21 protein-coding genes are annotated in these 22,038 nt (G+C 68.2%); 20 read left to right on the top strand and 1 reads right to left on the bottom strand.

Annotated elements, in window-relative coordinates:
- The first annotated feature begins 72 nt into the window (after positions 1–72).
- From HBH26_RS02310 to HBH26_RS02225, 19 genes are all read left to right on the top strand, one after another.
- Positions 73–447: an NADH-quinone oxidoreductase subunit A gene (locus HBH26_RS02310; RefSeq protein ID WP_168132949.1), complete on the top strand. Its 375-nt coding sequence runs from the start codon at positions 73–75 to the stop codon at positions 445–447.
- Positions 438–1,007: a NuoB/complex I 20 kDa subunit family protein gene (locus tag HBH26_RS02305; RefSeq protein ID WP_168132948.1), complete on the top strand. Its 570-nt coding sequence runs from the start codon at positions 438–440 to the stop codon at positions 1,005–1,007. Before HBH26_RS02310 ends, HBH26_RS02305 begins: the two co-directional genes overlap by 10 nt.
- Positions 1,004–1,879 (top strand): NADH-quinone oxidoreductase subunit C, encoded by an 876-nt coding sequence (locus tag HBH26_RS02300; protein ID WP_168132947.1) that lies wholly within the window; start codon positions 1,004–1,006, stop codon positions 1,877–1,879. The genes HBH26_RS02305 and HBH26_RS02300 overlap by 4 nt, the downstream gene beginning before the upstream one ends.
- A 77-nt stretch (positions 1,880–1,956) precedes the next feature.
- Positions 1,957–3,171 (top strand): NADH-quinone oxidoreductase subunit D, encoded by a 1,215-nt coding sequence (locus tag HBH26_RS02295; RefSeq protein WP_338057217.1) that lies wholly within the window; start codon positions 1,957–1,959, stop codon positions 3,169–3,171.
- The gene (locus HBH26_RS02290; RefSeq protein WP_168132946.1) at positions 3,171–3,845 is read left to right on the top strand and encodes a complex I 24 kDa subunit family protein; all 675 of its coding nucleotides are present in this window, start codon (positions 3,171–3,173) and stop codon (positions 3,843–3,845) included. The genes HBH26_RS02295 and HBH26_RS02290 overlap by 1 nt, the downstream gene beginning before the upstream one ends.
- Positions 3,842–5,167 (top strand): NADH-quinone oxidoreductase subunit NuoF, encoded by a 1,326-nt coding sequence (gene nuoF / locus HBH26_RS02285; protein WP_168132945.1) that lies wholly within the window; start codon positions 3,842–3,844, stop codon positions 5,165–5,167. The genes HBH26_RS02290 and nuoF overlap by 4 nt, the downstream gene beginning before the upstream one ends.
- On the top strand, positions 5,167–7,158 hold the full coding sequence (nuoG, locus tag HBH26_RS02280; RefSeq protein WP_168132944.1) for an NADH-quinone oxidoreductase subunit NuoG: 1,992 nt from the start codon (positions 5,167–5,169) through the stop codon (positions 7,156–7,158). Before nuoF ends, nuoG begins: the two co-directional genes overlap by 1 nt.
- On the top strand, positions 7,155–8,201 hold the full coding sequence (gene nuoH, locus HBH26_RS02275; protein WP_168132943.1) for an NADH-quinone oxidoreductase subunit NuoH: 1,047 nt from the start codon (positions 7,155–7,157) through the stop codon (positions 8,199–8,201). Before nuoG ends, nuoH begins: the two co-directional genes overlap by 4 nt.
- A gap of 1 nt (position 8,202) precedes the next feature.
- Entirely contained in the window at positions 8,203–8,688 is a 486-nt protein-coding gene (gene nuoI / locus HBH26_RS02270; RefSeq protein WP_168132942.1) for an NADH-quinone oxidoreductase subunit NuoI, read from the top strand.
- Between the two features lie 9 nt (positions 8,689–8,697).
- On the top strand, positions 8,698–9,309 hold the full coding sequence (locus HBH26_RS02265) for an NADH-quinone oxidoreductase subunit J (RefSeq protein ID WP_168132941.1): 612 nt from the start codon (positions 8,698–8,700) through the stop codon (positions 9,307–9,309).
- A complete protein-coding gene (nuoK, locus tag HBH26_RS02260; protein ID WP_420824967.1) occupies positions 9,306–9,623 on the top strand; it encodes an NADH-quinone oxidoreductase subunit NuoK in 318 nt (105 codons plus the stop codon). Before HBH26_RS02265 ends, nuoK begins: the two co-directional genes overlap by 4 nt.
- Positions 9,624–9,630: 7 nt before the next feature.
- Positions 9,631–11,739 carry an NADH-quinone oxidoreductase subunit L gene (gene nuoL / locus HBH26_RS02255; protein WP_168132940.1) on the top strand — a complete coding sequence of 703 codons (2,109 nt, stop codon included), beginning with the start codon at positions 9,631–9,633 and terminating at the stop codon, positions 11,737–11,739.
- Positions 11,736–11,864 carry a hypothetical protein gene (locus HBH26_RS20970; RefSeq protein ID WP_275402925.1) on the top strand — a complete coding sequence of 43 codons (129 nt, stop codon included), beginning with the start codon at positions 11,736–11,738 and terminating at the stop codon, positions 11,862–11,864. Before nuoL ends, HBH26_RS20970 begins: the two co-directional genes overlap by 4 nt.
- Complete coding sequence (locus tag HBH26_RS02250) at positions 11,861–13,402, top strand: NADH-quinone oxidoreductase subunit M (protein WP_168132939.1); 1,542 nt, start codon at positions 11,861–11,863, stop codon at positions 13,400–13,402. Before HBH26_RS20970 ends, HBH26_RS02250 begins: the two co-directional genes overlap by 4 nt.
- A complete protein-coding gene (nuoN, locus tag HBH26_RS02245) occupies positions 13,402–14,862 on the top strand; it encodes an NADH-quinone oxidoreductase subunit NuoN (protein ID WP_168132938.1) in 1,461 nt (486 codons plus the stop codon). Before HBH26_RS02250 ends, nuoN begins: the two co-directional genes overlap by 1 nt.
- A gap of 49 nt (positions 14,863–14,911) precedes the next feature.
- Entirely contained in the window at positions 14,912–15,631 is a 720-nt protein-coding gene (locus HBH26_RS02240) for a biotin--[acetyl-CoA-carboxylase] ligase (RefSeq protein ID WP_168132937.1), read from the top strand.
- A gap of 14 nt (positions 15,632–15,645) precedes the next feature.
- Complete coding sequence (locus HBH26_RS02235) at positions 15,646–16,428, top strand: type III pantothenate kinase (RefSeq protein WP_168132936.1); 783 nt, start codon at positions 15,646–15,648, stop codon at positions 16,426–16,428.
- A 72-nt stretch (positions 16,429–16,500) separates the two neighbouring features.
- Complete coding sequence (locus tag HBH26_RS02230; protein WP_168132935.1) at positions 16,501–18,141, top strand: ribonuclease J; 1,641 nt, start codon at positions 16,501–16,503, stop codon at positions 18,139–18,141.
- A 4-nt stretch (positions 18,142–18,145) separates the two neighbouring features.
- Complete coding sequence (locus HBH26_RS02225) at positions 18,146–18,424, top strand: DUF1467 family protein (RefSeq protein ID WP_168132934.1); 279 nt, start codon at positions 18,146–18,148, stop codon at positions 18,422–18,424.
- Between the two features lie 93 nt (positions 18,425–18,517).
- On the opposite strand, the gene HBH26_RS02220 is transcribed toward HBH26_RS02225, so the two are convergent.
- The gene (locus HBH26_RS02220) at positions 18,518–20,782 is read right to left on the bottom strand and encodes a coiled-coil domain-containing protein (RefSeq protein WP_168132933.1); all 2,265 of its coding nucleotides are present in this window, start codon (positions 20,780–20,782) and stop codon (positions 18,518–18,520) included.
- Between the two features lie 166 nt (positions 20,783–20,948).
- Between HBH26_RS02220 and HBH26_RS02215 the strand changes: the two genes are divergently transcribed.
- Positions 20,949–21,974 (top strand): aspartate-semialdehyde dehydrogenase, encoded by a 1,026-nt coding sequence (locus HBH26_RS02215; RefSeq protein WP_168132932.1) that lies wholly within the window; start codon positions 20,949–20,951, stop codon positions 21,972–21,974.
- Positions 21,975–22,038 lie beyond the last annotated feature (64 nt).

The raw sequence follows: 22,038 nt of genomic DNA, 5'->3' as shown, positions 1-22,038 counted from the left end.
GGAAACCTTGCCCCGCTATATGCGTAGGCCTAAAGGCTGGCCCTGTTCCGTTCGCACCTGCGAGAAGTCCCTTTGGTCGATCTGTCGCAATATCTGCCGATCCTGATGTTCCTGGGCGTCGCCCTGGTCCTGTCGTCGGCCTTCGTGTTCCTGCCGATGGCCGTGTCGCGGCTGACGGGCGCCTACAAGCCCACGCCGGAGAAGTTGAGCGAATATGAGTGCGGCTTCCCCGCGTTCGAGGATTCGCGCAGCCAGTTCGACGTCCGCTTCTACCTGGTCGCGATCCTGTTCATCATCTTCGACCTGGAGGCGGCGTTCCTGTTTCCCTGGGCGGTCAGCGTGTTCGATCTCGGCTGGACCGCGTGGGTCAGCATGATGATCTTCATCGGCGAGCTGGCGCTCGGCCTCGTCTACGCATGGAAGAAGGGAGCGCTGGAATGGGAGTAGAGGCGCACTCCGGCCCCGTCGGCCTCGTCAACGCGCCGGAGAGCGGGCGCGGCGTCGTGGCGCCCGACCAGGGCTTCTTCGACAGCCTGAACGGCGAGCTGACCGACAAGGGCTTCCTCGTCACTTCGACCGAGGACCTGTTCCAGTGGGCGCGCACCGGCAGCCTGTGGTGGATGACCTTCGGCTTGGCGTGCTGCGCGGTGGAGATGATCCACGTCAACATGCCGCGCTATGACATGGAGCGGTTCGGCGCCGCCCCGCGTGCGTCGCCGCGCCAGTCGGACGTGATGATCGTGGCGGGCACGCTGTGCAACAAGATGGCCCCGGCGCTGCGCCGCGTCTACGACCAGATGTCGGAGCCCAAGTACGTCATTTCGATGGGGTCGTGCGCCAACGGCGGCGGCTATTATCACTACAGCTATTCCGTCGTGCGCGGCTGCGACCGCATCGTGCCGGTCGACATCTACGTTCCCGGCTGCCCGCCGACCGCGGAGGCGCTGCTGTACGGCGTGATGCAGCTGCAGCGGAAGATCCGCCGTTCCGGGAGCATCGAGCGATGAAGGCACCGGCACCCGCCTGGGCCTCCTCGCTGAACGAGGCGACGATGGAGGCCGCGCGCGCGACGCTGGGCGCGGCGCTGCTCGACACAATCGAGATCGCGGGCGAGGTGCAGCTGCACGTGACGCGCGACGGGCTGGTCGCGGCGATGACCGCGCTGCGCGACACGCCGGGCCTGGAATACCAGCAGCTGATGGAGATCGCGGGCGTCGACTATCCGTCGCGGGCCGAGCGGTTCGAGGTGGTCTACTGCCTCCTCTCGCTGACGCGCAACCATCGCCTGCACGTTCACGTCGGCGCGACCGAGGAGACGCCGGTACCGTCGGTGACGGGGCTGTGGCCCGTCGCCGGCTGGCTGGAGCGCGAGGTCTACGACCTCTACGGCGTGCTGTTCGCGGGCAATCGCGACCTGCGCCGCATCCTGACCGATTACGGCTTCCGCGGGCATCCGTTCCGCAAGGATTTCCCGCTCTCCGGCTATGTCGAGATGCGCTATTCGGAAGAGCAGAAGCGCGTGGTGTACGAGCCGGTGAAGCTGGCGCAGGATTTCCGCAGCTTCGACTTCGAGAGCCCGTGGGAAGGCGCCGAATACGTGCTGCCGGGCGACGAGAAGGCGGCCCTGCCCGAGGCGAAGGGCGCGCCCACGCCGCTGACGGCGACGCAGGTGCAGAAGGCCGACGCCGCGCAGAGCGCCAAGGCGGCGCCGTCCGCGCCGAGCGAGCCCTATGCGAAGAAGGACGCGGGCAGCACCGCCGAGACCGGAGCGGGCAAGCCCGGCCCGGACGGCGGCGAGCCCAAGCCTGCCGATCCCGACGTGCTGCCCGGCAAGAGTAGCGGGCCGGCGGGCGGCGGCACTGGAGGACAGAACCAGTGAGCGACGTACACACCGACGCGCCGACCCGCGCCGAAGAGGTCAACGCGCGCACCGCGGTAGATCCCGCGGTGGAGAAGATCCTGCACGCGACCGACAGCGCGCACGCGGAGCCGGGCGACGTCGCCATCCAGAATTACACGATCAACTTCGGTCCGCAGCATCCCGCGGCACACGGCGTGCTGCGCCTCGTCATGGAGCTCGACGGCGAGATCGTGGAGCGGATCGACCCGCACGTCGGCCTGCTGCACCGCGGCACCGAGAAGCTGATCGAGTACAAGACCTACGCGCAGGCGATCCCGTATTTCGACCGGCTCGATTACTGCTCGCCGATGTGCATGGAGCACAGCTTCGTGCTGGCGGCGGAGAAGCTGCTCGACCTGGAGGTGCCGCTGCGCGCGCAATATCTGCGCGTGTTCTGCGCGGAGCTGACGCGCATCAAGAACCACATGCTGAACCTCGGTTCGCACGTCATGGACGTCGGCGCGATGACGCCGAACCTGTGGCTGTTCGAGCTGCGCGAAGACTGCATGAACTTCTACGAGCGGATCAGCGGCGCGCGGATGCACGCCAATTACTTCCGCGTCGGCGGGGTGCACCAGGACGTGCCGCTGAAGCTGCTGGCCGACATCGGCGACTGGCTCGACACGCGCCTGCCGCGGCTGTTCGAGGATGCGATCAGCCTGGTCGCGGACAACCGCATCTTCAAGCAGCGCAACGTGGACATCGCCACCGTCAGCCGCGACGATGCGATCGCCTGGGGCTTCTCCGGCCCGATGATCCGCGCCGCGGGCGTGCCGTGGGACCTGCGCAAGTCGCAGCCATACGACGTCTACGATCGCATGGACTTCGACGTGCCGGTCGGCACCCGCGGGGACTGCTACGACCGCTTCATGGTGCGCGTGGAGGAAGTCCGTCAGTCGGCCCGCATCATGCGCCAGTGCCTGAACGAGATGCCAGAAGGGCCGGTCGCGACGACCGACCGCAAGGTGGCGCCGCCGAAGCGGGGCGAGATGAAGCGCTCGATGGAGGCGCTGATCCACCACTTCAAGCTCTATACCGAGGGCTATCACGTGCCCGCGGGCGAGGTGTACGTCGCGACCGAGAGCCCCAAGGGCGAGTTCGGCGTGTACCTCGTCAGCGACGGCAGCAACAAGCCGTACCGCTGCAAGATCCGCCCCACGGCCTTTTCGCACCTCCAGGCGATGGACTTCATGAGCCGCGGCCACATGCTGGCGGACACGACCGCGATCCTGGGCGCGATGGATATCGTTTTCGGTGAATGTGACCGCTGATGGCTGACGCACCCCAAATTCCCGACGAAGCCGAGGTCCGCGCCCGCTGGGGAGCGTTCGCCTGGTCCGACGAGAGCCGCGAGAAGCGCAACGCCATCCTCGCGCGCTACCCGGCGGGCCGCGAGCAGTCCGCGTCGATCCCGCTGCTCGACCTCGCCCAGCGGCAGGTCGGCGCGGAGACGCAGACGCAGGGCTGGCTGCCCGTGCCGGTAATCGAGTATGTCGCGCGCGAGATCGGCGTGCCGTACATGCGCGTGTACGAGGTCGCGACCTTCTACACGATGTTCAACCTGGCGCCGGTCGGCCGCTACCATGTGCAGGTGTGCGGCACGACGCCTTGCATGTTGCGCGGGTCGGACGACGTCTTGGCGGCGTGCAAGAACAAGGGACTGGTGAAGGGGAAGACCACGCCGGACGGCCTGTTCACGCTGACCGAGGTCGAGTGCATGGGCAATTGCGCGTCGGCGCCGATGGTGCAGATCAACGACGACAATTTCGAGGATCTGGACTACGATCGCACCGTTACGATCATCGAGGCGCTGGCGCGCGGCGAGCAGCCCAAGGCAGGTACGCAGGAGCCCGGCCGTCACACCGTCGAGCCGCTCGGCGGACCGACCTCGCTGGTGGCGATGATGAGCGAGAACCACGATTATCGTCCGGAGTGGGGCGCATGACGGCGATCACTTCGCTGACCGACAAGGATCGCATCTTCACCAACCTCTACGGCTATCAGTCGTGGCGGCTGGACGCGGCGCGCGCGCGCGGCGACTGGGACAATACGAAGGCGCTGCTGGAACTCGGCCAGGACAAGATCATCGACGTCGTGAAGGCGTCGGGCCTGCGCGGGCGCGGCGGGGCGGGCTTCCCGACCGGCACCAAATGGTCGTTCATGCCCAAGGAGCCGAAAGCCGACCGGCCCAACTTCCTCGTCATCAACGCCGACGAATCCGAGCCGGGATCGTGCAAGGACCGCGAGATCATCCGCCACGATCCGCACAAGCTGATCGAGGGCGCGCTGGTCGCCGGCTTCGCGATGCGGGCGCGAGCGGCGTACATCTACATCCGCGGCGAGTATATCAGAGAGGCGGAGACGCTCTTCGCCGCCGTGCAGGAGGCGTATGACGCTGGTCTCGTCGGCAAGAACGCGTGCGGTACCGGCTATGACTTCGACGTCTTCGTCCACCGCGGCGCGGGCGCCTACATCTGCGGCGAAGAAACGGCGATGCTGGAATCGCTGGAGGGCAAGAAGGGCCAGCCGCGGCTGAAGCCGCCGTTCCCGGCGGGTGCGGGCCTCTACGGCTGCCCGACGACGGTGAACAACGTCGAGAGCATCGCCGTCGCGCCGACCATCCTGCGCCGCGGCGCCGAGTGGTTCTCCAGCTTCGGCGCGGAGAACAACAAGGGCACCAAGCTCTTCCAGATCAGCGGCCACGTCGATCGCCCCACGGTGGTCGAGGAGGCGATGAGCATCAGCTTCCGCGAGCTGATCGAGAAGCATTGCGGCGGCATCCGCGGCGGTTGGGACAATCTCCTGGCCGTCATCCCGGGCGGTTCCTCAGTGCCGCTGGTGCCGGCCAAGGACATCATCGACTGTCCGATGGACTTCGACGGTCTGAAGGGCGTCGGATCGGGGCTCGGCACCGCGGCGATCATCGTGATGGACAAGTCGACGGACATCGTCCGCGCGATCAGCCGCATCTCCTACTTCTACAAGCACGAGAGCTGCGGCCAGTGCACGCCGTGCCGCGAGGGCACCGGCTGGATGTGGCGCGTGATGGAGCGGCTGCGCACCGGCGACGCCGACATCGGCGAGATCGACATGCTCCAGCAGGTGACGAAGCAGGTCGAGGGCCACTCGATCTGCGCGCTGGGCGATGCGGCGGCGTGGCCGATCCAGGGCCTCATCAAGCATTTCCGGCCCGAGCTGGAGCGCCGCATCCACGAGCGCACCGGCCGCCCCGGTGATCTAGCACCCATGCAGGAAGCTGCAGAGTAATGCCCAAGCTTAAGGTAGACGGGATCGAGGTCGAGGTGCCGCAGGGAGCCACCGTGCTCCAGGCGTGCGAGGCCGCGGGCAAGGAGATCCCGCGCTTCTGCTATCACGAGCGGCTGTCGATCGCGGGCAATTGCCGCATGTGCCTGGTCGAGGTGAAGCCCGGGCCGCCCAAGCCCCAGGCGTCGTGCGCGCTGCCCGCGGCGGACAATCAGGAGGTCTTCACCACCACGCCGATGGTGAAGAACGCCCGCGAGGGCATCATGGAATTCCTGCTCATCAACCATCCGCTCGACTGCCCGATCTGCGACCAGGGCGGCGAGTGCGACCTGCAGGACCAGGCCATGGCCTATGGCCGCGGCCACTCGCGCTACGACGAGAACAAGCGCGCGGTGACGGAGAAGTACATGGGTCCGATCGTGAAGACGATCATGACCCGGTGCATCCAGTGTACGCGCTGCATCCGCTTCGCCGAGGAAGTGGCGGGCGTGGAGGAGATCGGCGCGATCTATCGCGGCGAGAACATGCAGATCACCTCCTATCTTGAGGAGGCGGTGACCAGCGAGCTGAGCGGCAACGTGGTCGACCTGTGTCCGGTCGGCGCGCTGACCAGCAAGCCCTACGCGTTCGAGGCGCGGCCGTGGGAATTGCGCAAGACGCTGACGATCGACGTCATGGACGCGGTGGGAACGAACATCCGCCTCGACAGCCGCGGTCGGCAGGTGCTGCGCTGCGTGCCGCGCATCAACGACGACGTGAACGAGGAATGGGCGCACGACAAGACGCGCCACGCCATCGACGGGCTGGTGCGCCGCCGGCTCGACCGTCCGTATGTGCGGCGCGGCGGCAAGCTGCATCCCGCGACCTGGGATGAGGCGTTCGAGGCGATCGTCGCGGCGGACCACGGCAAGGTGGCCGTGGTCGCCGGCGACCTGGTCGATTGCGAGACGATGTTCGCCGCCAAGGCGCTGGCGACGCAGTTCGGCACGCCCGTGCTGGAGGGGCGGCAGACCGGCATGGACTATGACACCTCCAGCCTGGCCGCGGTGAACTTCAACACGACGATCGCGGGCATCGAGCGCGCTGACGCGATCCTGCTCGTGGGCACCAACCTGCGCTGGGAAGCGCCACTGGTGAACACGCGCATCCGCAAGGCGATCAAGCGCGGCGCTAGGGTGTTCGCGATCGGTGCCGAGACGGAGCTGACGTACAAGGTCACGTGGCTGGGCGACGACCTGTCGCTGCTCGGCGACCTGCCCGAGGCGGTGACCGAGGCGTTCGGCAAGGCCGAGCGCCCGGCGGTGATCGTCGGCGGTGCGGCGATGAAGGGCGCGCACGGCGCGGCGCTGGGGCTGGCGACCAGCCTGAACCTGGTGCGCGACGGCTGGAACGGCTTCAACGTCGTCCATATGGCCGCCGCGCGGATGGGCGGGCTGATGCTCGGCTATGCCAGCAAGGGCGGCATCGCCGACGCGCGCGACGCCGGCGTCACCTATTTCCTCGGCGCGGACGAGGTGGAGTTCACCGGCTTCGGCGGGTTCAAGGTCTATGTCGGCCACCACGGCGACCGCGGCGCGGCGCACGCCGACGTCGTGCTGCCGGGTGCCAGCTACGCGGAGAAGAGCGGGACGTTCGTCAACCTCGAGGGCCGGGTGCAGCGCGGCGAGCGCGCCGTGTTCCCGCCGGGCGACGCGCGCGAGGACTGGACGATCTTCCGCGCACTGTCCGAGCGGCTGGGCAAGACGCTGCCGTTCGACACGCTGGAGGAACTGCGCGCCGCGATGGCGCTCGATTGTCCGGATCTCGCCGAGCCGGGCCTGAAGACCTTCGCGTGGAACCCGCCGTCGCTCGGCACGACCGCGGCTGGCCGGATCGAGGGCTATCCGATCAAGGACTTCTACCTGACCAATGCGATCTGCCGCGCATCGCCGACGATGCAGCGCTGCTCGGCCGAACTGGTCCATGGCGAAGCGTTCGCGGAGGCCGCGGAGTGACCGACTTCTTCGAAACCTCCGTCGGCCTGCCCTATGGCTGGGCGTGGTTCCTGGCGACCATCATCGGCATCCTCGTCATCGCGCTGCCGCTGATGCTGGCGGTGGCGATGATCATCTACGCCGATCGCAAGATCTGGGCCGCGATGGCGCTGCGGCGCGGGCCGAACGTGGTGGGGCCGTTCGGCCTGCTCCAGTCGTTCGCCGACGGGCTGAAGGTGTTCCTGCAGGAGACGATCGTCCCCACCGCGGCGAACAAGGGCCTGTTCCTGCTGGCGCCGATCATCACCTTCACCGTCGCGCTGATCGTGTGGGCGGTGGTGCCGTTCCAGCCGGAGGTGGTGCTGGCGGACATCAACGTCGGCCTGCTCTACGTGCTCGCCGCCTCGTCGCTGGGCGTCTACGGCATCATCCTGGCGGGCTGGTCGTCCAACTCCAAATATCCCTTCTTCTCCGCGATCCGCGCCGCCGCGCAGATGGTGAGCTACGAGGTGGCGATCGGCTTCGTGCTCATCTCGATCGTGATGTGGGCGGGGACGTTCAACCTGACCGGGATCGTGGAGGCGCAGAAGGGGCTGTACGGCTTCATCAACGGCTTCGCGTTCAACCCTTTGCTGTTCCCCATGTCGATCGTGTTCCTCATCTCCTCGCTGGCCGAGACGCAGCGCGCGCCGTTCGACCTGACGGAGGCGGAGAGCGAGCTGGTCGCCGGTTACCAGACCGAATATTCGTCGATGAGCTTCGCGCTCTACTGGCTCGGCGAATATGCCAACGTGATCCTCATGTGCACGCTCAACGCGACGCTGTTCTGGGGTGGCTACCTGCCGCCGCTGGACTGGGCGCCGCTATATGCCGTGCCGGGGATCATCTGGCTGTTCGCGAAGATCCTGTTCTTCTTCTTCGTCTTCAGCTGGATCAAGGCGACGGTGCCGCGTTATCGCTACGATCAGCTGATGCGGCTGGGCTGGAAGGTCTTCCTGCCGCTGTCGCTGTTTTGGGTGTTCCTCGTCTCCGGCGTGCTGATGTTCATGCGGGTAGGGATCTGACATGAGTCTCGCTTCGACGATCAAGGCGTTCACCTTGTGGGAGTTCGTGAAGGCGCACGCCCTCACGCTGAAGTATTTCTTCAAGCCCAAGGCGACGATCAACTATCCGTTCGAGAAGAACCCGATCTCGCCCCGCTTCCGCGGCGAGCACGCGCTGCGCCGCTATCCCAACGGCGAGGAGCGGTGCATCGCGTGCAAGCTGTGCGAGGCGGTGTGCCCCGCGCTGGCGATCACGATCGAGGCGGAGCCGCGCGACGACGGGTCGCGCCGCACGACGCGCTACGACATCGACATGACGAAGTGCATCTACTGCGGCCTGTGCCAGGAAGCCTGTCCCGTGGATGCGATCGTCGAGGGTCCAAACTTCGAATTCTCGACGGAAACGCGCGAGGAGCTGATCTACGACAAGGCCAAGCTGCTCGACAACGGCGACCGCTGGGAACGCGCGATCGCCGCGAACCTTGCCGCCGATGCGCCGTACCGTTAGGCGCGCGCCATGATCCAGGCCATCGCCTTCTACATCTTCGCTCTCGTCGTGCTGCTGTCCGGCGCGATGACGATCGCGTCGCGCAACCCGGTCCACTCCGTGCTGTGGCTGATCCTGGCGTTCTTCAACGCCGCGGGCCTCATGGTGCTGGTGGGGGCCGAGTTCATCGCGATGCTGCTCGTCATCGTGTACGTCGGCGCGGTCGCGGTGCTGTTCCTGTTCGTCGTCATGATGCTCGACATCGACTTCGCCTCGCTGCGCGCGGGCTTCGTGCGCTACTTCGGCATCGGCCTGGTCCTCGCCGTCGCGCTGGTGGCGGAGATCCTGATCGGCGTGTTCGCCTGGGACGCGGGCGGGATCGAGCTGTCGCGCCGCGCCGCGCCGGTCGATGCCGGCGTGCCGAACATCACCGCGGTCGGCTACCTGCTGTACACGCGCTATCTCTTCATCTTCGAGGCGGCCGGCTTCGTGCTGCTGGTGGCGATGATCGGCGCGATCGTGCTGACGCATCGCGAGCGGAGCGGCTCGCGCTATCAGAACATCGCGCGTCAGGTGGCGCGCCGGCCGCAGGACGCGACGCGCAACGTGCGGCCGGAGATCGGGCAGGGGGTGCAATTGTGAGTGCAGGCGGAGTCGGCCTGATCCACTATCTCGTCGTGGCGGCGCTGCTGTTCACGATGGGCGTGCTGGGCATCTTCCTCAACCGCAAGAACATCATCGTCATCCTGATGGCGATCGAGCTGATCCTGCTGGCGGTGAACATCAACCTGGTCGCCTTCTCCGCGGCGCTGAACGACCTGGTGGGACAGGTCTTCGCGATGTTCGTGCTGACGGTGGCGGCGGGCGAGGCCGCGATCGGCCTTGCCATCCTCGTCATCTTCTTCCGCGGCCGTGGCTCGATCTCGGTCGACGATCCCAGCCGGATGAAGGGGTAACACGTCCGTGCACTCGATCCTCTTCATCGTCTTCCTGCCGCTGGTCGCCGCGATCGTCGCGGGCTTCGCGAACAAGTCGTTCGGCGCGACGCTGCCGAAGGCGATCACGACGGGCGCGCTGTTCGTCGCCTGCGCGCTGTCATGGCCGATCTTCCTGTCGTTCGTCCTCGGCGACGCGCAGGCGAGCGTCACGCCGGTGCTGCACTTCATCCAGTCCGGCACGTTCGACGTGAACTGGGCGCTGCGCGTCGATGCGCTGACCAGCGTGATGCTGGTCGTCATCACCAGCGTCTCGGCGCTCGTCCACCTCTATAGCTGGGGCTATATGAGCGAGGATCCGGACCAGCCGCGCTTCTTCGCCTATCTGTCGCTGTTCACCTTTGCGATGCTGATGCTGGTGACGGCCGACAATCTGATCCAGATGTTCTTCGGTTGGGAAGGCGTCGGGCTGGCCAGCTACCTGCTGATCGGCTTCTGGTTCCGCAAGCCGAGCGCCAATGCCGCCGCGATCAAGGCGTTCGTCGTCAACCGTGTCGGCGACCTGGGCTTCATGCTCGGCATCTTCGGCACGTACCTCGTCTTCGACACCGTCTCGATCCCGGCGATCCTCGCCGCGGCGCCGGGGATGGCGGGCAGCACGATCGGCTTCCTCGGTTATCGTTTCGATACGATGACGGTGCTGTGCCTGCTCCTCTTCGTCGGCGCGATGGGCAAGTCGGCGCAGCTCGGCCTGCACACCTGGCTGCCCGACGCGATGGAGGGGCCGACCCCGGTGTCGGCGCTGATCCATGCCGCGACGATGGTGACGGCGGGGGTCTTCATGGTGTGCCGCCTGTCGCCGATGTTCGAGGCGTCGCCGACCGCGCTCGGCTTCGTCACCTTCATCGGTGCCGCGACCTGCCTGTTCGCCGCGACGGTCGGCACGACGCAGACCGACATCAAGCGCGTGATCGCCTATTCGACCTGCTCGCAGCTCGGCTACATGTTCTTCGCCGCGGGCGTCGGCGCGTATGGTGCGGCGATGTTCCACCTGTTCACGCACGCCTTCTTCAAGGCGTTGCTGTTTCTCGGCGCGGGTTCGGTGATCCACGCGATGCATCACGAGCAGGACATGCGCTTCTACGGCGGCCTGCGGAAGTCGATCCCGGTCACGTTCGTCGCGATGCTGCTGGGCACGCTGGCGATCACGGGCGTCGGCATCTACGGCATCGGCGGGTTCGCCGGCTATCACTCGAAGGACGCGATCATCGAGGTCAGCTGGGCGGCGGGATCGCCCGTGGCGTCGATGACGGGCGTGTTCGCGGCACTGCTGACCAGCTTCTATTCGTGGCGGCTGATGTTCCTGACGTTCTGGGGCACGCCGCGCTGGGCCGCGTCGGAGCATATCCAGCACGCGCTGCACGACGCGCACGGCCATGACGATCATCATGCCGAGGCGCATCACGGCGCGGACCATCACGGCGCCGACCATCACGGGGATGCCGCGCACGAGGACGCCGGCCATGCGCCGGCGGTGGAGAGCCGCGGCTTCAACGAGATCCCGACCGGCACCGGCGGCTATCACCCGCACGAGAGCCCGCTGCCGATGCTGATCCCGCTGATCGTGCTGTCGATCGGCGCGGTCGCCGCCGGCTTCGCCTTCTTCCACCAGTTCATCGAGCCCGACGCGGGCGAGCATTTCTGGAAGGGGTCGATCGCCTTCGACGAGCATCTGATGCACGCGATGCACGAGGTGCCGCTGCTGGTGAAGCTGAGCGCCACGATCGTCATGCTGACGGGGCTGCTGATCGCCTGGGCGGCGTACATCCGCTCGCCGGACTTCCCGGCCAAGTTCGCCGACACGTTCCAGCCGCTCTACCGCTTCCTGCTGCGCAAATGGTACTTCGACGAGCTCTACCATTTCCTGTTCGTCCGCCCCGCCTTCGCGATCGGGCGCGTGCTGTGGCACAGGGGCGACGAGGGCACGATCGACCGCTTCGGTCCCAACGGCTCGGCTTGGCTGGTACAGGTCGGATCGCGCGCCGCGGCGCGGCTGCAGACCGGATACGTCTATACCTACGCCTTCGTCATGCTGATCGGGCTGACTGCCGCGGTCACGTGGGCCATCGCCGGATGAGCGCCATCGACACGTCCGTTTGCCCTGAGCTTGTCGAAGGGTCGTACTTCCTTTTCTCCCCGTCGACAGGGGAAGGGCAGGGCTTCGACAAGCTCGGCCCGAACGGTTTTCTGGGGGCGAAGTGACCGGCTTTCCCATCCTCTCGATCATGCTGCTCGTGCCCGCGCTGGCCGCGGTCGCGTGCCTGTTCCTGCCCGCGCAGACCGCGCGCTGGACCGCGCTGGCGGCGACGTTGGTCGATCTCGCGCTCGGCGTCGTGCTGTGGACAAGCTTCGACGTCGGCGGCGCGCAGTGGCAGTTCCAGGAATATAGCCCCGTCTTCGGCAGCTTCGCCTGGGCGCTGGGGATCGACGGCTACGCGCTGCTGCTGATCGCGCTCTCGGTCTTCCTGATGCCGATCTGCATCGGCGCGTCCTGGGTCGCGATCGAGAAGCGCGTGTCCGAGTACATGGCCGCGTTCCTCTTCACCGAGGTGCTGATGATCGGCACCTTCGCGGCGCAGGACATCTTCCTGTTCTACATCTTCTTCGAGGCCGGCCTGATCCCGATGTTCCTCATCATCGGCATCTGGGGCGGCGCGAACCGCATCTACGCGTCGTACAAGTTCTTCCTGTACACGCTGCTCGGCTCGCTGCTGATGTTCATCGCCATGCTCTACATGAGCATCACCGCGGGCACGACGTCGATCCCGGCGCTGATGGCGTACGATTTCCCGGCCGACGTGCAGACGTGGCTGTGGCTCGCGTTCTTCGCGTCCTTCGCGGTCAAGATGCCGATGTGGCCGGTTCACACCTGGCTGCCCGACGCGCACGTGCAGGCGCCGACCGCGGGATCGGTGATCCTGGCGGGCGTGCTGCTGAAGCTGGGCGGCTACGGCTTCCTGCGCTTCAGCCTGCCGATGTTCCCCGAGGCATCGTCGTCGCTGTTCTGGCTGGTCTTCGGATTGAGCGCGGTGGCGGTGATCTACACCAGCCTGGTCGCGCTGGTGCAGTCGGACATGAAGAAGCTGATCGCCTATTCGTCCGTCGCGCACATGGCGATCGTGACCATCGGCCTGTTCGCCTTCAACGCGCAGGGGATCGAGGGCGCGATGATGGTGATGCTGGGTCACGGACTGGTCTCCGGCGCGCTGTTCCTGTGCGTCGGCGTCATCTACGACCGGCTGCACACGCGCGAGATCAGCCGCTACGGCGGCCTTGCCATCAACATGCCGCGCTACGCCTTGCTGTTCCTGCTCTTCACCATGGCGTCGATCGGGCTGCCGGGCACGTCCAACTTCGTCGGCGAGCTGCTGGCGTTGATGGGCACCTACCAGGTGTCGACCACGATCGCGCTGCTGTGCACCACCGGCATCATCCTGGGCGCGGCGTACATGCTGTACCTCTATCGCCGCGTGGTCTTCGGCGAGATCAAGTCGGAGGAGGTGCGCGCCATGTCCGACCTCTCCGGCCGCGAGCTGTGGCTGCTGGCGCCGATCGCCGCGGTGGTGCTGTGGATGGGCGTCTATCCGGAAAGCTTCCTGGCGCCGATGCGCAAGGACACGCAGATCCTGCTCGCCCGGCTCGACCGCGCCAAGCCGGCGGGCGACAGCCTTCCCACCAAGGGCAAGGGCATCGTCCCTGCGGCCCATGCTGAAACCACCGCGCACGGGAGCGCGCACTGATGAACTATGCCGCGCAACTCGCGATGATCCTGCCGGAAGTCGTGCTCGGCCTCGGTGCGCTCGCGCTCATGCTGGTGGCCGCCTGGGGCGGTCCCGGGTCGACGAGGGCGGTGTCCTGGGCCGCGGTGGCGGTGCTGGCCGGCGCCACGATCGCGCTGGCGGGTCCCGCATCCTCGGGCGGCGCGGCGTTCGAGGGACTGTACCGGGCCGATGCCTTTGCCGGCTTCACCAAGGTGCTGATCTACGTCGCCGCCGCCATCTCCGTGCTGCTGGCGCCCGACTTCTTCCGCCGCACCGCGGGCGACGACCTGCGGCCGGAATATCCCGTGCTGATCCTGCTGTCGGCAATGGGCATGGGCATCATGGTGTCCGCCGCGGACCTGCTGACGCTCTACGTCGGGCTCGAATTGCAGAGCCTGGCCGCTTACGTGCTCGCCAGCTTCATGCGACAGGACGCGCGCTCCGCGGAGGCGGGGCTGAAGTATTTCGTGCTGGGCGCGCTCGCTTCCGGCATTCTCCTCTACGGCATCAGCCTGGTCTACGGCTTCACCGGCTCCACCCTGTTCGACGAGATCGCGGGCGCCTATGCCGCCGCGCCGCTGAGCGGCAACGCGAAGTCGATGGGGCTGATCTTCGGCCTGGTCTTCGTCTTCGCCGGCATAGCCTTCAAGATCTCCGCGGTGCCGTTCCACATGTGGACGCCCGACGTCTACGAGGGCGCGCCGACCCCTGTGACCGCCTTCTTCGCTTCCGCGCCGAAGGTCGCAGCGATGGGCCTCGCCGTTCGCGTCGCGATCGAGGCGATGGGGCCGGCGGAGGATCAGTGGCGCCAGATCGTGATCTTCGCCGCGCTTGCCTCCATCCTGCTGGGTGCCGTGGCGGCGATCGGGCAGCAGAACGTGAAGCGCCTGCTCGCCTATTCGTCGATCAACAACGTCGGCTTCGCGCTGATCGGCCTGGCCGCCGGCACGCCGGAAGGCGTCGCCGCCGTGCTGAGCTACATGGCGATCTACATCGCGATGACGCTGGGCAGCTTCCTCGTCGTGTTGCAGATGCGCGACGCGAGCGGACAGCCGGTGGAGACGCTGGCGAGCCTCGCCGGTCTGTCGCGCACCCGTCCCGGCCTGGCCGCAGCGCTGGCGATCTTCATGTTCTCGCTCGCGGGCATCCCGCCGCTGTTCGGCTTCTACGCCAAGTTCGCCGTGTTCTACGCCGCGGTCCAGGCGGGGCTGTTCCCGCTCGCCGTGGTCGGCATCGCCATGAGCGTGATCGGCGCCTATTACTATCTGCGCGTCGTCAAGACGATGTACTTCGACGAGCCGGTCGGGGAGTTCGGCCCGGGCGACAGGCTGGAAGGCGGGCTGATCGCGGTGGCCGCGGTGGCGGTGTCGCCGCTCGGCTACCTCGCCATCCCGCTCCTCACCGCCTGGACGATGGGCGCGGCGCGGGCGCTGTTCTGACCAACTCCCGTCCGTTCGCTCGAACGAACGGTGCGGAGAGGCTGCAACGATGCCCCGCATCCTGACCGTCGCGGAGACCGGATCGACCAACGCCGATCTCCTGGCGCTCGCCCGTGCAGGATCGGGTGAGGACGGGCTGTGGCTGCGCGCCGGGCGGCAGACCGCGGGGAAGGGAAGACAGGGCCGCGCGTGGGATTCGCCCGCGGGCAACCTCTTCGCCAGCACGCTCGTCCGCCTCTCCGCGGGTGATCCGCCCGCCGCCACGCTGGCCCTGGTCGCCGCGGTCGCGCTGGAAGAGGCCGTGCGGCTGGCGCTGCCGCCCGCGCGCACGCGTCAGCTCGCGCTGAAATGGCCCAACGACCTGCTGATCGCCGGCGCGAAGCTCTCCGGCATCCTGCTGGAACGCGCGGACGACTGGGTGGTGATCGGCGTCGGCGTCAACGTGGCGCATCATCCCGCGCTGGCCGATCGCGCGACCACCAGCCTGGCGGCGGAGGGCGCCGCGGTTGACGCCGCCGCGTTCCTCTCTCACCTCGCCGATCTCACCGCCGCCTGGCTCCACCTGTGGCGACGCGACGGGCTCGCCCCGGTCGTCGCGCGCTGGAGCGAGCGCGCGCATCCCCCCGGCACGCCGCTGGTCGCCCGGCTGCCCGACGGGGAGAGCGTGGAGGGCGTCTTCGCCGCGCTCGATCCGGCCGGTGCGCTCGTCCTGCGCTTGGCCGACGGCACGCATCGTGCCATCCACGCCGGCGACATTTTCCTGATCTGAAGGGGAGGGGAGCGATGCTGCTTGCGATCGACGCCGGCAACACCAACGTGGTCTTCGCGCTGGTCGACGGCCGTGAGATCAAGGCGCGCTGGCGTATCGCCACCGATCCGCGCCGCACCGCGGACGAATATGCGGTATGGCTGAGCCAGCTGCTCCAGCTCGAGGGCTTCACGCGCGACGACGTGCACGCCGTCATCGTCTCCACCGTGGTGCCGCGCGCGCTGCACAATCTCGAAGTCCTGGCGAGCAAGTATTTCCGCACCGACGCGCTGATCGCGGGACGCGCGCCGGTGGAATGGGGCGTGACGATCGACGTGGACGAGCCCGCGTCGCTGGGTGCCGATCGCGCGGTGAACACGATCGCGGCGCACGCGCTGCACCCCGGCGACCTGATCGTCATCGATTTCGGCACCGCGACGACCCTCGACTTCTCCGACTATTCCGGCGCCTACAAGGGCGGCATCATCGCCCCCGGCATCAACCTGTCGCTCGACGCGCTGGTCGCCGCCGCCGCCAAGCTGCCCCGCATCGCGATCGAGGCGCCCGCAACCGCCTCCGTCATCGGCCGCAACACGGTGGACCAGATGAACATCGGCATCTACTGGGGCTATATCGCGATGATCGAGGGGCTGGTCGCGCGCATGAAGCGCGAGGTCGGCCGTCCGGTGAAGGTGATCGCCACCGGTGGCCTCGCCACCTTGTTCGAGCGGCACAGCGACGCCTTCGACGCGATCGAACCGGACCTGACGATCCAGGGGCTGGCGATCATGGCCGAGCGCGCCCATATCGGTGCCTGAGATTCCTGCGCCGCGAGGCGCTCCGCCCGCGCGACGTCCGCGCCAACGAACACCGACAATCCAAGGAATGTAATGACCCCCCGCGATAACGAACTGCTCTTCTGCGCCCTCGGCGGCTCCGGTGAGATCGGCATGAACGTCACGTTGTACGGCCATGCCGGCAAGTGGCTGATGGTCGACTGCGGCGTGACGTTCGCCGATGGCGCCTATCCCGGCATCGACGTGATCCTGCCCGACCTGCGCTTCATCGAGGAGCGCATCGACGATCTGGTCGGCGTGGTCATCACGCACGGTCACGAGGACCATATCGGCGCGCTGCCGTATCTGATCGAGGACCTGGGCGTCCCGCTCTACGCCACTCCCTTCACCGCCGGGCTGATCCGCGGAAAACTGGAGGAGGAGCGGATTGAGGATCGGGTCAAGCTGAAGCTGGTGAAGGCCGGCCGCTCCTTCGAAGTCGGCCCGTTCAAGCTGGAGCTGGTGCCGCTGGCGCACTCCATTCCCGAGGCGAACGGGCTGGTCATCGAGACTCCCGCCGCGCGCGTGTTCCACACCGGCGACTGGAAGCTGGACAAGGACCCGGTGATCGGCACGCCCGCCTCACCGGAGGAGCTGACCGCGATCGGCGACCGCGGCATCGACGTGCTGGTCTGCGATTCGACCAACGTCTTCAACGCGGAGGCCTCGGGCAGCGAGGCGAGCGTCTACGACGGCCTGCTGTCGACGGTAAACAAGGCGAAGGGTCGCGTGCTCGTCACCACCTTCGCGTCCAACGCCGGGCGTCTCGCGACGCTGGGCCGCGTCGCGAAGGAGACCGGCCGCGCGATCTGCGTAACCGGGCGCTCGCTCGACCGCATCCTGCGCGTGGCGCGCGCCACCGGCTATCTGAAGGACTTTCCCGAGACGGTGGACATGGACGCCGCGATGCGGATGCCGCGGGGCAAGGTGCTGATCGTCGCCACCGGCGGTCAGGGCGAGCCGCGGGCGGCGCTGGCGCGCATCGCCGACGGATCGCACCCGATCAAGCTGGCGGAGGGCGACACGGTCGTCTTCTCGTCCAAGCAGATCCCCGGCAACGAGGTGGCGATCGGCCGTATCCAGAACCAGCTCGCCGCCGCGGGGGTGGAGATGGTGACGGAGAAGCAGGCGCACGTCCACGTCTCCGGCCATCCCGGCCGGCCCGAACTCCTGAAGATGTACGGATGGATGCGCCCGCAGGCGCTGCTGCCCGTCCACGGCGAGATGCGGCACCTGAAGGAGCACGCGCGCTTCGGCCTCGCCAACGGCATCCCGCGTGCGCTGGTACAGACCGACGGTCACATCGTGCGAATCGCGCCCGACGGACCGCAGAAGATCGGCGACGCGCCGATCGGCCGGTTGGTGCTGGACGGCGACGTGATCCTGCCGGCGGACGGCGGCACGATCAACGAGCGGCGCCGGATCGCGGTGAACGGGCAGATCTCCGTCGGCATCGGCGTGGACCGCAACGGGCGCGCCGGCGGTATCCCGGAGGTGCGCGTGCAGGGCGTGCCGGTGGAGGACGAGCGCGACACCTTCCTGGCCGACGCGGTCGACGCCGCCAGCGAGGCGATGCGCGGGCCCCCGCGCGACCGGGAGCGGCTGCGCGAGGACGTCCGCCTCGCCGTGCGCCGCCTCGCGACGCGCTGGACCGGCAAGAAGCCGGTGGTGGACGTGGTGATCGTGCAGGTCTGACGCCATGCGCTGGACCTCGCTGGTCGCGATCTACATCCTCTTCTGGGCGTTCTCGGTGTTCCTCGTCCTCCCCTTCGGCGTGAAGACGTCGGGGGAGGCGGGCGCGGCGCTGGTGCCGGGACAGGCGGAGAGCGCCCCGCACACCTTCTCGCTGAAGAGGGTGCTGCTGCGGACCACGGCGGTCGCGACGGTCCTGTTCGGGCTGTTCGTCGCCAATTACGAATACGGCTGGATCGCGCCCAGCCAGTTCGACTGGGCCGGGCCGGTGGAGGTCGCCGACTGATCGGTCGTGCGACGTGTAGTGATCCGCGCCGCCTGAACCTCCGCGTCTCCGATTAGTTCGAGGGGGAAAGAGGCCGCGCGGCTGGCGCGTCAGTCAGCGCAGCCGCTCGATCGCCTGCGCCAGTGCGACGTACAGCTTGCCCATGTCGCTGGACAGCAGCGTCACGCCCAGCGGCGAGCCGTCGCGCTGCGCCAGAATGGTGCGCAGCATCGCCTCGAAATCGTGGATGTAGCGGTTCACCTGCTCGCGGAAGGCGGTGTCACGGTCGTAGAGGCTGGCGACGTCGCGCTGCTCGCTGCCGTCCAGCAGCCGCACCGCGCGCCGGGTGAAGACGCCGCGGTCGCCCTTCAGGTATGCGGCCCAGGCGCTGTCGGAAATCTCCGGTGCGAAGGTGCGCGTCAGGTCGATCGAGGCGGAATTTAACGCCTCGATCAGCAGCGAGGCGCGGCGGGCGAAGCTGTCCGTCTCCTCGCGCGCCTCGCGCTCCTCCTCCAGCCGCTGGTCGACCAGCGCAATCGTCGCCTCAATCCCGTGCAGCTGGCGATCGAGCCGCTCGGCGGCGCGCGCGGCGGAGGCCACCGCCTCTTCCGCCGCAGTGGCGATCTGCCGGACCTGCGGCTCGACTCCGTGCTCGGTCGCGCGGATCACCGCCGCCGCGCTCGCCTGCTCCAGCGCCTCTGCCGCTTCGGGGATGACGCGGGCCAGTGCCTCGCGCGCGTGCTCCGCCGCGGCGGCTGCGGTCTCGCGCACGCGCAGCAGCGCCTCGATCAGGCGTGGCGCGGCCTGTTCCGAAAGGTCGTCGGCTTGGCGCGCGGCCTCGCCCACCGCGGCGCCGATCGCGTCGGCGCGGTCGCGGCCCTGCGCCAGCGAATCGAGCAGGGTCTGCGACATGGTGTCGACCTGCCGCCGCTGATCGGACACGACCTGCGCCACCGCCTCGATCGCGTCGTGCGTACTCTCCGCCGCGGTGACGAGCGCCAGCAGTTCGGGTTTGGCGGCGACCACCACCTGTCGCGACTGCGCGACGCGCGCTTCCAGCCGCTGGATCGCGTCGGGCAGCGTCTCGTCCATCTCGCGCACCGCGGCGTCCAGCGCGGTGAGCAGCAGTTCGGCGGAGGCGATCGAGCGCTCGCCCGCGGCGAGCCCGGCGTCCAGCGACGAGGCCATCGCCTCCGCGCTGCTGCCCAGCGCGCTAACCGAGGCGGCCAGCGCCTGCGTCCGCTCCGCGCCCGCCTCGCTCAGCGCCGAGAAGCGGCGGTCGAGCCGCGAGGTCGCCTCGTCCAGCTCGTCGAACAGCCCGCGCCCGCTCTCGCGCTGCGCGTCGAGCCGCGCGGCGATCCGCTCGATCACGATCTCGATCAGGCTGATCCGCTCGGCGAGCGCCTCGGCGCTCTCGCGCGCCGCCTGGTCCAGCGCCGACTGATTGGCGCCGATCATCGCCAGCATCGCGTCGCCCTGCGCGGCGATGCCCTGACGCGACTGGTCGATGGCGTGGGCGGTGCGGTCCAGCAGCGCGTCCACCGCGGCGGCGGCGTCCTGCGTCACCGTTTCCAGCTTCGCCCCCGCGGCGGCGCCGGTAGCGTCCATGCGCGCCATGTGCGCGGCCAGCTTCTCCGCCGCGCCGCTGGCGATCGTCTCCGCCTCCCGACCGCGCGCGGCCAGCGCCGCGACCTGCGCATCAAGCGCGGCGGTGCGTTCCCCGGCGGCGAGTCCGGCGCGCTCCATCGCCTCGGTCAGCGACCGGGTTTCGTCGTGCGCGCGCGGCAGGCTGGTGACCAGCACGTCGAGCTGTGCCTGCGTCCGTTCCGCCGCGGCGGCGAGCGCGCGGGCGTGGACGTCCGCCTGGTCGATCTCCTCGGACAGGCCGCGGCCGATGGTGGCGAGCCGGTTGGTGGCGGCATCGCCCAGCGCGGTCAGCAGCCGCACCTGCTCGGCAAGCTGCTGGCGGCGTTCCTCCACCGCGTCGCCCAGGATCGCGACCGTGCTCTCCAGCGCCTGCGCCTCCACGCGCATTGCATGGGCGCTGGCGGCGAAGCGGCGCGCCTCCGCCGTGCTGGTGCGCAGCGCGACCAGCCACAGGATGCCGGCGAGGGCAGGCACGGTCGCCGCCGCGGCGCCGAGCTGCGCCACGCCGAGTGCGGACATGAAGGCCAGGTCGTCGCGCGCCAGCCACAGCAGCGCGCCGACCCACGCGAGCGACAGCACGACCGCCGCGATCCCGACGGCGCGGCGCCGCGCGCCGCCTTCGGGCAGATCCTCGTTGAATACGGGCGCGGGCTCGGCGAAGGGCTGTGCCTCCGCCTGCTCCTCATACGCCTCGGTTGCGCGCGTCTCGACGATCGCCAGTCCCCCGTTCATCGCCCGGGTGTATCATCTTTCCGTGCCTGCGAAAGGCCCGAGGCGGTGGACCGAGTGCGGATGCGGCCGACCGGCAACCGCGGCTTTACCCGGCCAAAGCGCCGCGCGCTTCCCATCCGCGTGCCCGCGGCCTAGGAGCGCGGCACAGTTCGCACGGGGAAGCAGCATGGGTTATCGTATCGTGGTCGCCGGGGCGACGGGCAATGTCGGACGCGAGATGGTGAACATCCTGGCGGAGCGGCAGTTTCCGGCGGACGAGATCGCCGTCCTCGCCTCCTCGCGCTCCACCGGCGACCAGATCGAATACGGCGACACCGGCCGGATGCTGACGGTGAAGAACATCGAGCATTTCGATCCCGCCGGCTGGGACATGGCGCTGTTCGCGATCGGCAGCGAGGCGACGAAGGTCTACGCGCCCAAGTTCGCCGCCGCCGGGTGCACCGTGATCGACAATTCCTCGCTCTACCGTATGGATCCGGACGTGCCGCTGATCGTGCCGGAGGTGAACGCGGCCGCGATCGACGGCTACCGCGCGAAGAACATCATCGCCAATCCCAATTGCTCCACCGCGCAGATGGTGGTCGCGCTGAAGCCGCTGCACGACGCCGCGACGATCCGGCGCGTGGTCGTCGCGACCTACCAGTCGGTGTCGGGCGCGGGAAAGACCGGCATGGACGAGCTGTTCGAACAGAGCCGCAACATCTTCGTCGGCGATCCCGCGGAGCCGAAGAAGTTCACCAAGCAGATCGCCTTCAACGTGATCCCGCACATCGATAGCTTCCTGGACGACGGGTCGACCAAGGAAGAGTGGAAGATGGTGGTCGAGACGAAGAAGATCCTCGATCCGAAGATCAAGGTCGTCGCCACCTGCGTGCGCGTGCCCGTGTTCGTCGGCCATTCCGAGGCGCTGAACGTCGAGTTCGAGAACGAGCTTTCCGCCGAGGACGCGCAGAAGATCCTGCGCGAGGCGCCCGGCGTGATGCTGGTCGACAAGCGCGAGGACGGCGGATACGTCACGCCGATCGAGAGCGCGGGCGACGACGCGACCTACGTCAGCCGCGTGCGCGAGGATCCGACGGTGGAGAACGGCCTCGCGCTGTGGTGCGTCAGCGACAATCTGCGCAAGGGCGCGGCGCTGAACGCGGTGCAGATCGCCGAGCTGCTGGGGCGGCGGCACCTCAAGAAGGCGTAGCGAGTCGGTGATCGAGGGCGGGTGCCGCTCTGGTGCCCGTCCGAATGTTCTGCCGATCAGCGAG

Origin of the sequence: Sphingomonas corticis (genome assembly GCF_012035195.1) — a bacterium.
In the GTDB taxonomy this organism is placed as follows: domain Bacteria; phylum Pseudomonadota; class Alphaproteobacteria; order Sphingomonadales; family Sphingomonadaceae; genus Sphingomonas; species Sphingomonas corticis.
Note: the sequence above shows the minus strand (reverse complement) of the source record. Positions and strands in the feature narration are given on the sequence as shown.

Bases quoted from the DNA above. Each gene is read 5' to 3' on its own strand.
- HBH26_RS02235 (WP_168132936.1), top strand. From the start codon at position 15,646: ATGCTGCTTGCGATCGACGCCGGCAACACCAACGTGGTCTTCGCGCTG.
- HBH26_RS02290 (WP_168132946.1), top strand. From the start codon at position 3,171: ATGGCTGACGCACCCCAAATTCCCGACGAAGCCGAGGTCCGCGCCCGC.
- HBH26_RS02305 (WP_168132948.1), top strand. From the start codon at position 438: ATGGGAGTAGAGGCGCACTCCGGCCCCGTCGGCCTCGTCAACGCGCCG.
- HBH26_RS20970 (WP_275402925.1), top strand. From the start codon at position 11,736: ATGAGCGCCATCGACACGTCCGTTTGCCCTGAGCTTGTCGAAGGGTCG.
- HBH26_RS02240 (WP_168132937.1), top strand. From the start codon at position 14,912: ATGCCCCGCATCCTGACCGTCGCGGAGACCGGATCGACCAACGCCGAT.
- nuoN (WP_168132938.1), top strand. From the start codon at position 13,402: ATGAACTATGCCGCGCAACTCGCGATGATCCTGCCGGAAGTCGTGCTC.
- nuoI (WP_168132942.1), top strand. From the start codon at position 8,203: ATGAGTCTCGCTTCGACGATCAAGGCGTTCACCTTGTGGGAGTTCGTG.
- HBH26_RS02230 (WP_168132935.1), top strand. From the start codon at position 16,501: ATGACCCCCCGCGATAACGAACTGCTCTTCTGCGCCCTCGGCGGCTCC.
- HBH26_RS02300 (WP_168132947.1), top strand. From the start codon at position 1,004: ATGAAGGCACCGGCACCCGCCTGGGCCTCCTCGCTGAACGAGGCGACG.
- HBH26_RS02215 (WP_168132932.1), top strand. From the start codon at position 20,949: ATGGGTTATCGTATCGTGGTCGCCGGGGCGACGGGCAATGTCGGACGC.
- HBH26_RS02265 (WP_168132941.1), top strand. From the start codon at position 8,698: ATGATCCAGGCCATCGCCTTCTACATCTTCGCTCTCGTCGTGCTGCTG.
- nuoG (WP_168132944.1), top strand. From the start codon at position 5,167: ATGCCCAAGCTTAAGGTAGACGGGATCGAGGTCGAGGTGCCGCAGGGA.
- HBH26_RS02225 (WP_168132934.1), top strand. From the start codon at position 18,146: ATGCGCTGGACCTCGCTGGTCGCGATCTACATCCTCTTCTGGGCGTTC.
- nuoF (WP_168132945.1), top strand. From the start codon at position 3,842: ATGACGGCGATCACTTCGCTGACCGACAAGGATCGCATCTTCACCAAC.
- HBH26_RS02220 (WP_168132933.1), bottom strand. From the start codon at position 20,782: ATGAACGGGGGACTGGCGATCGTCGAGACGCGCGCAACCGAGGCGTAT.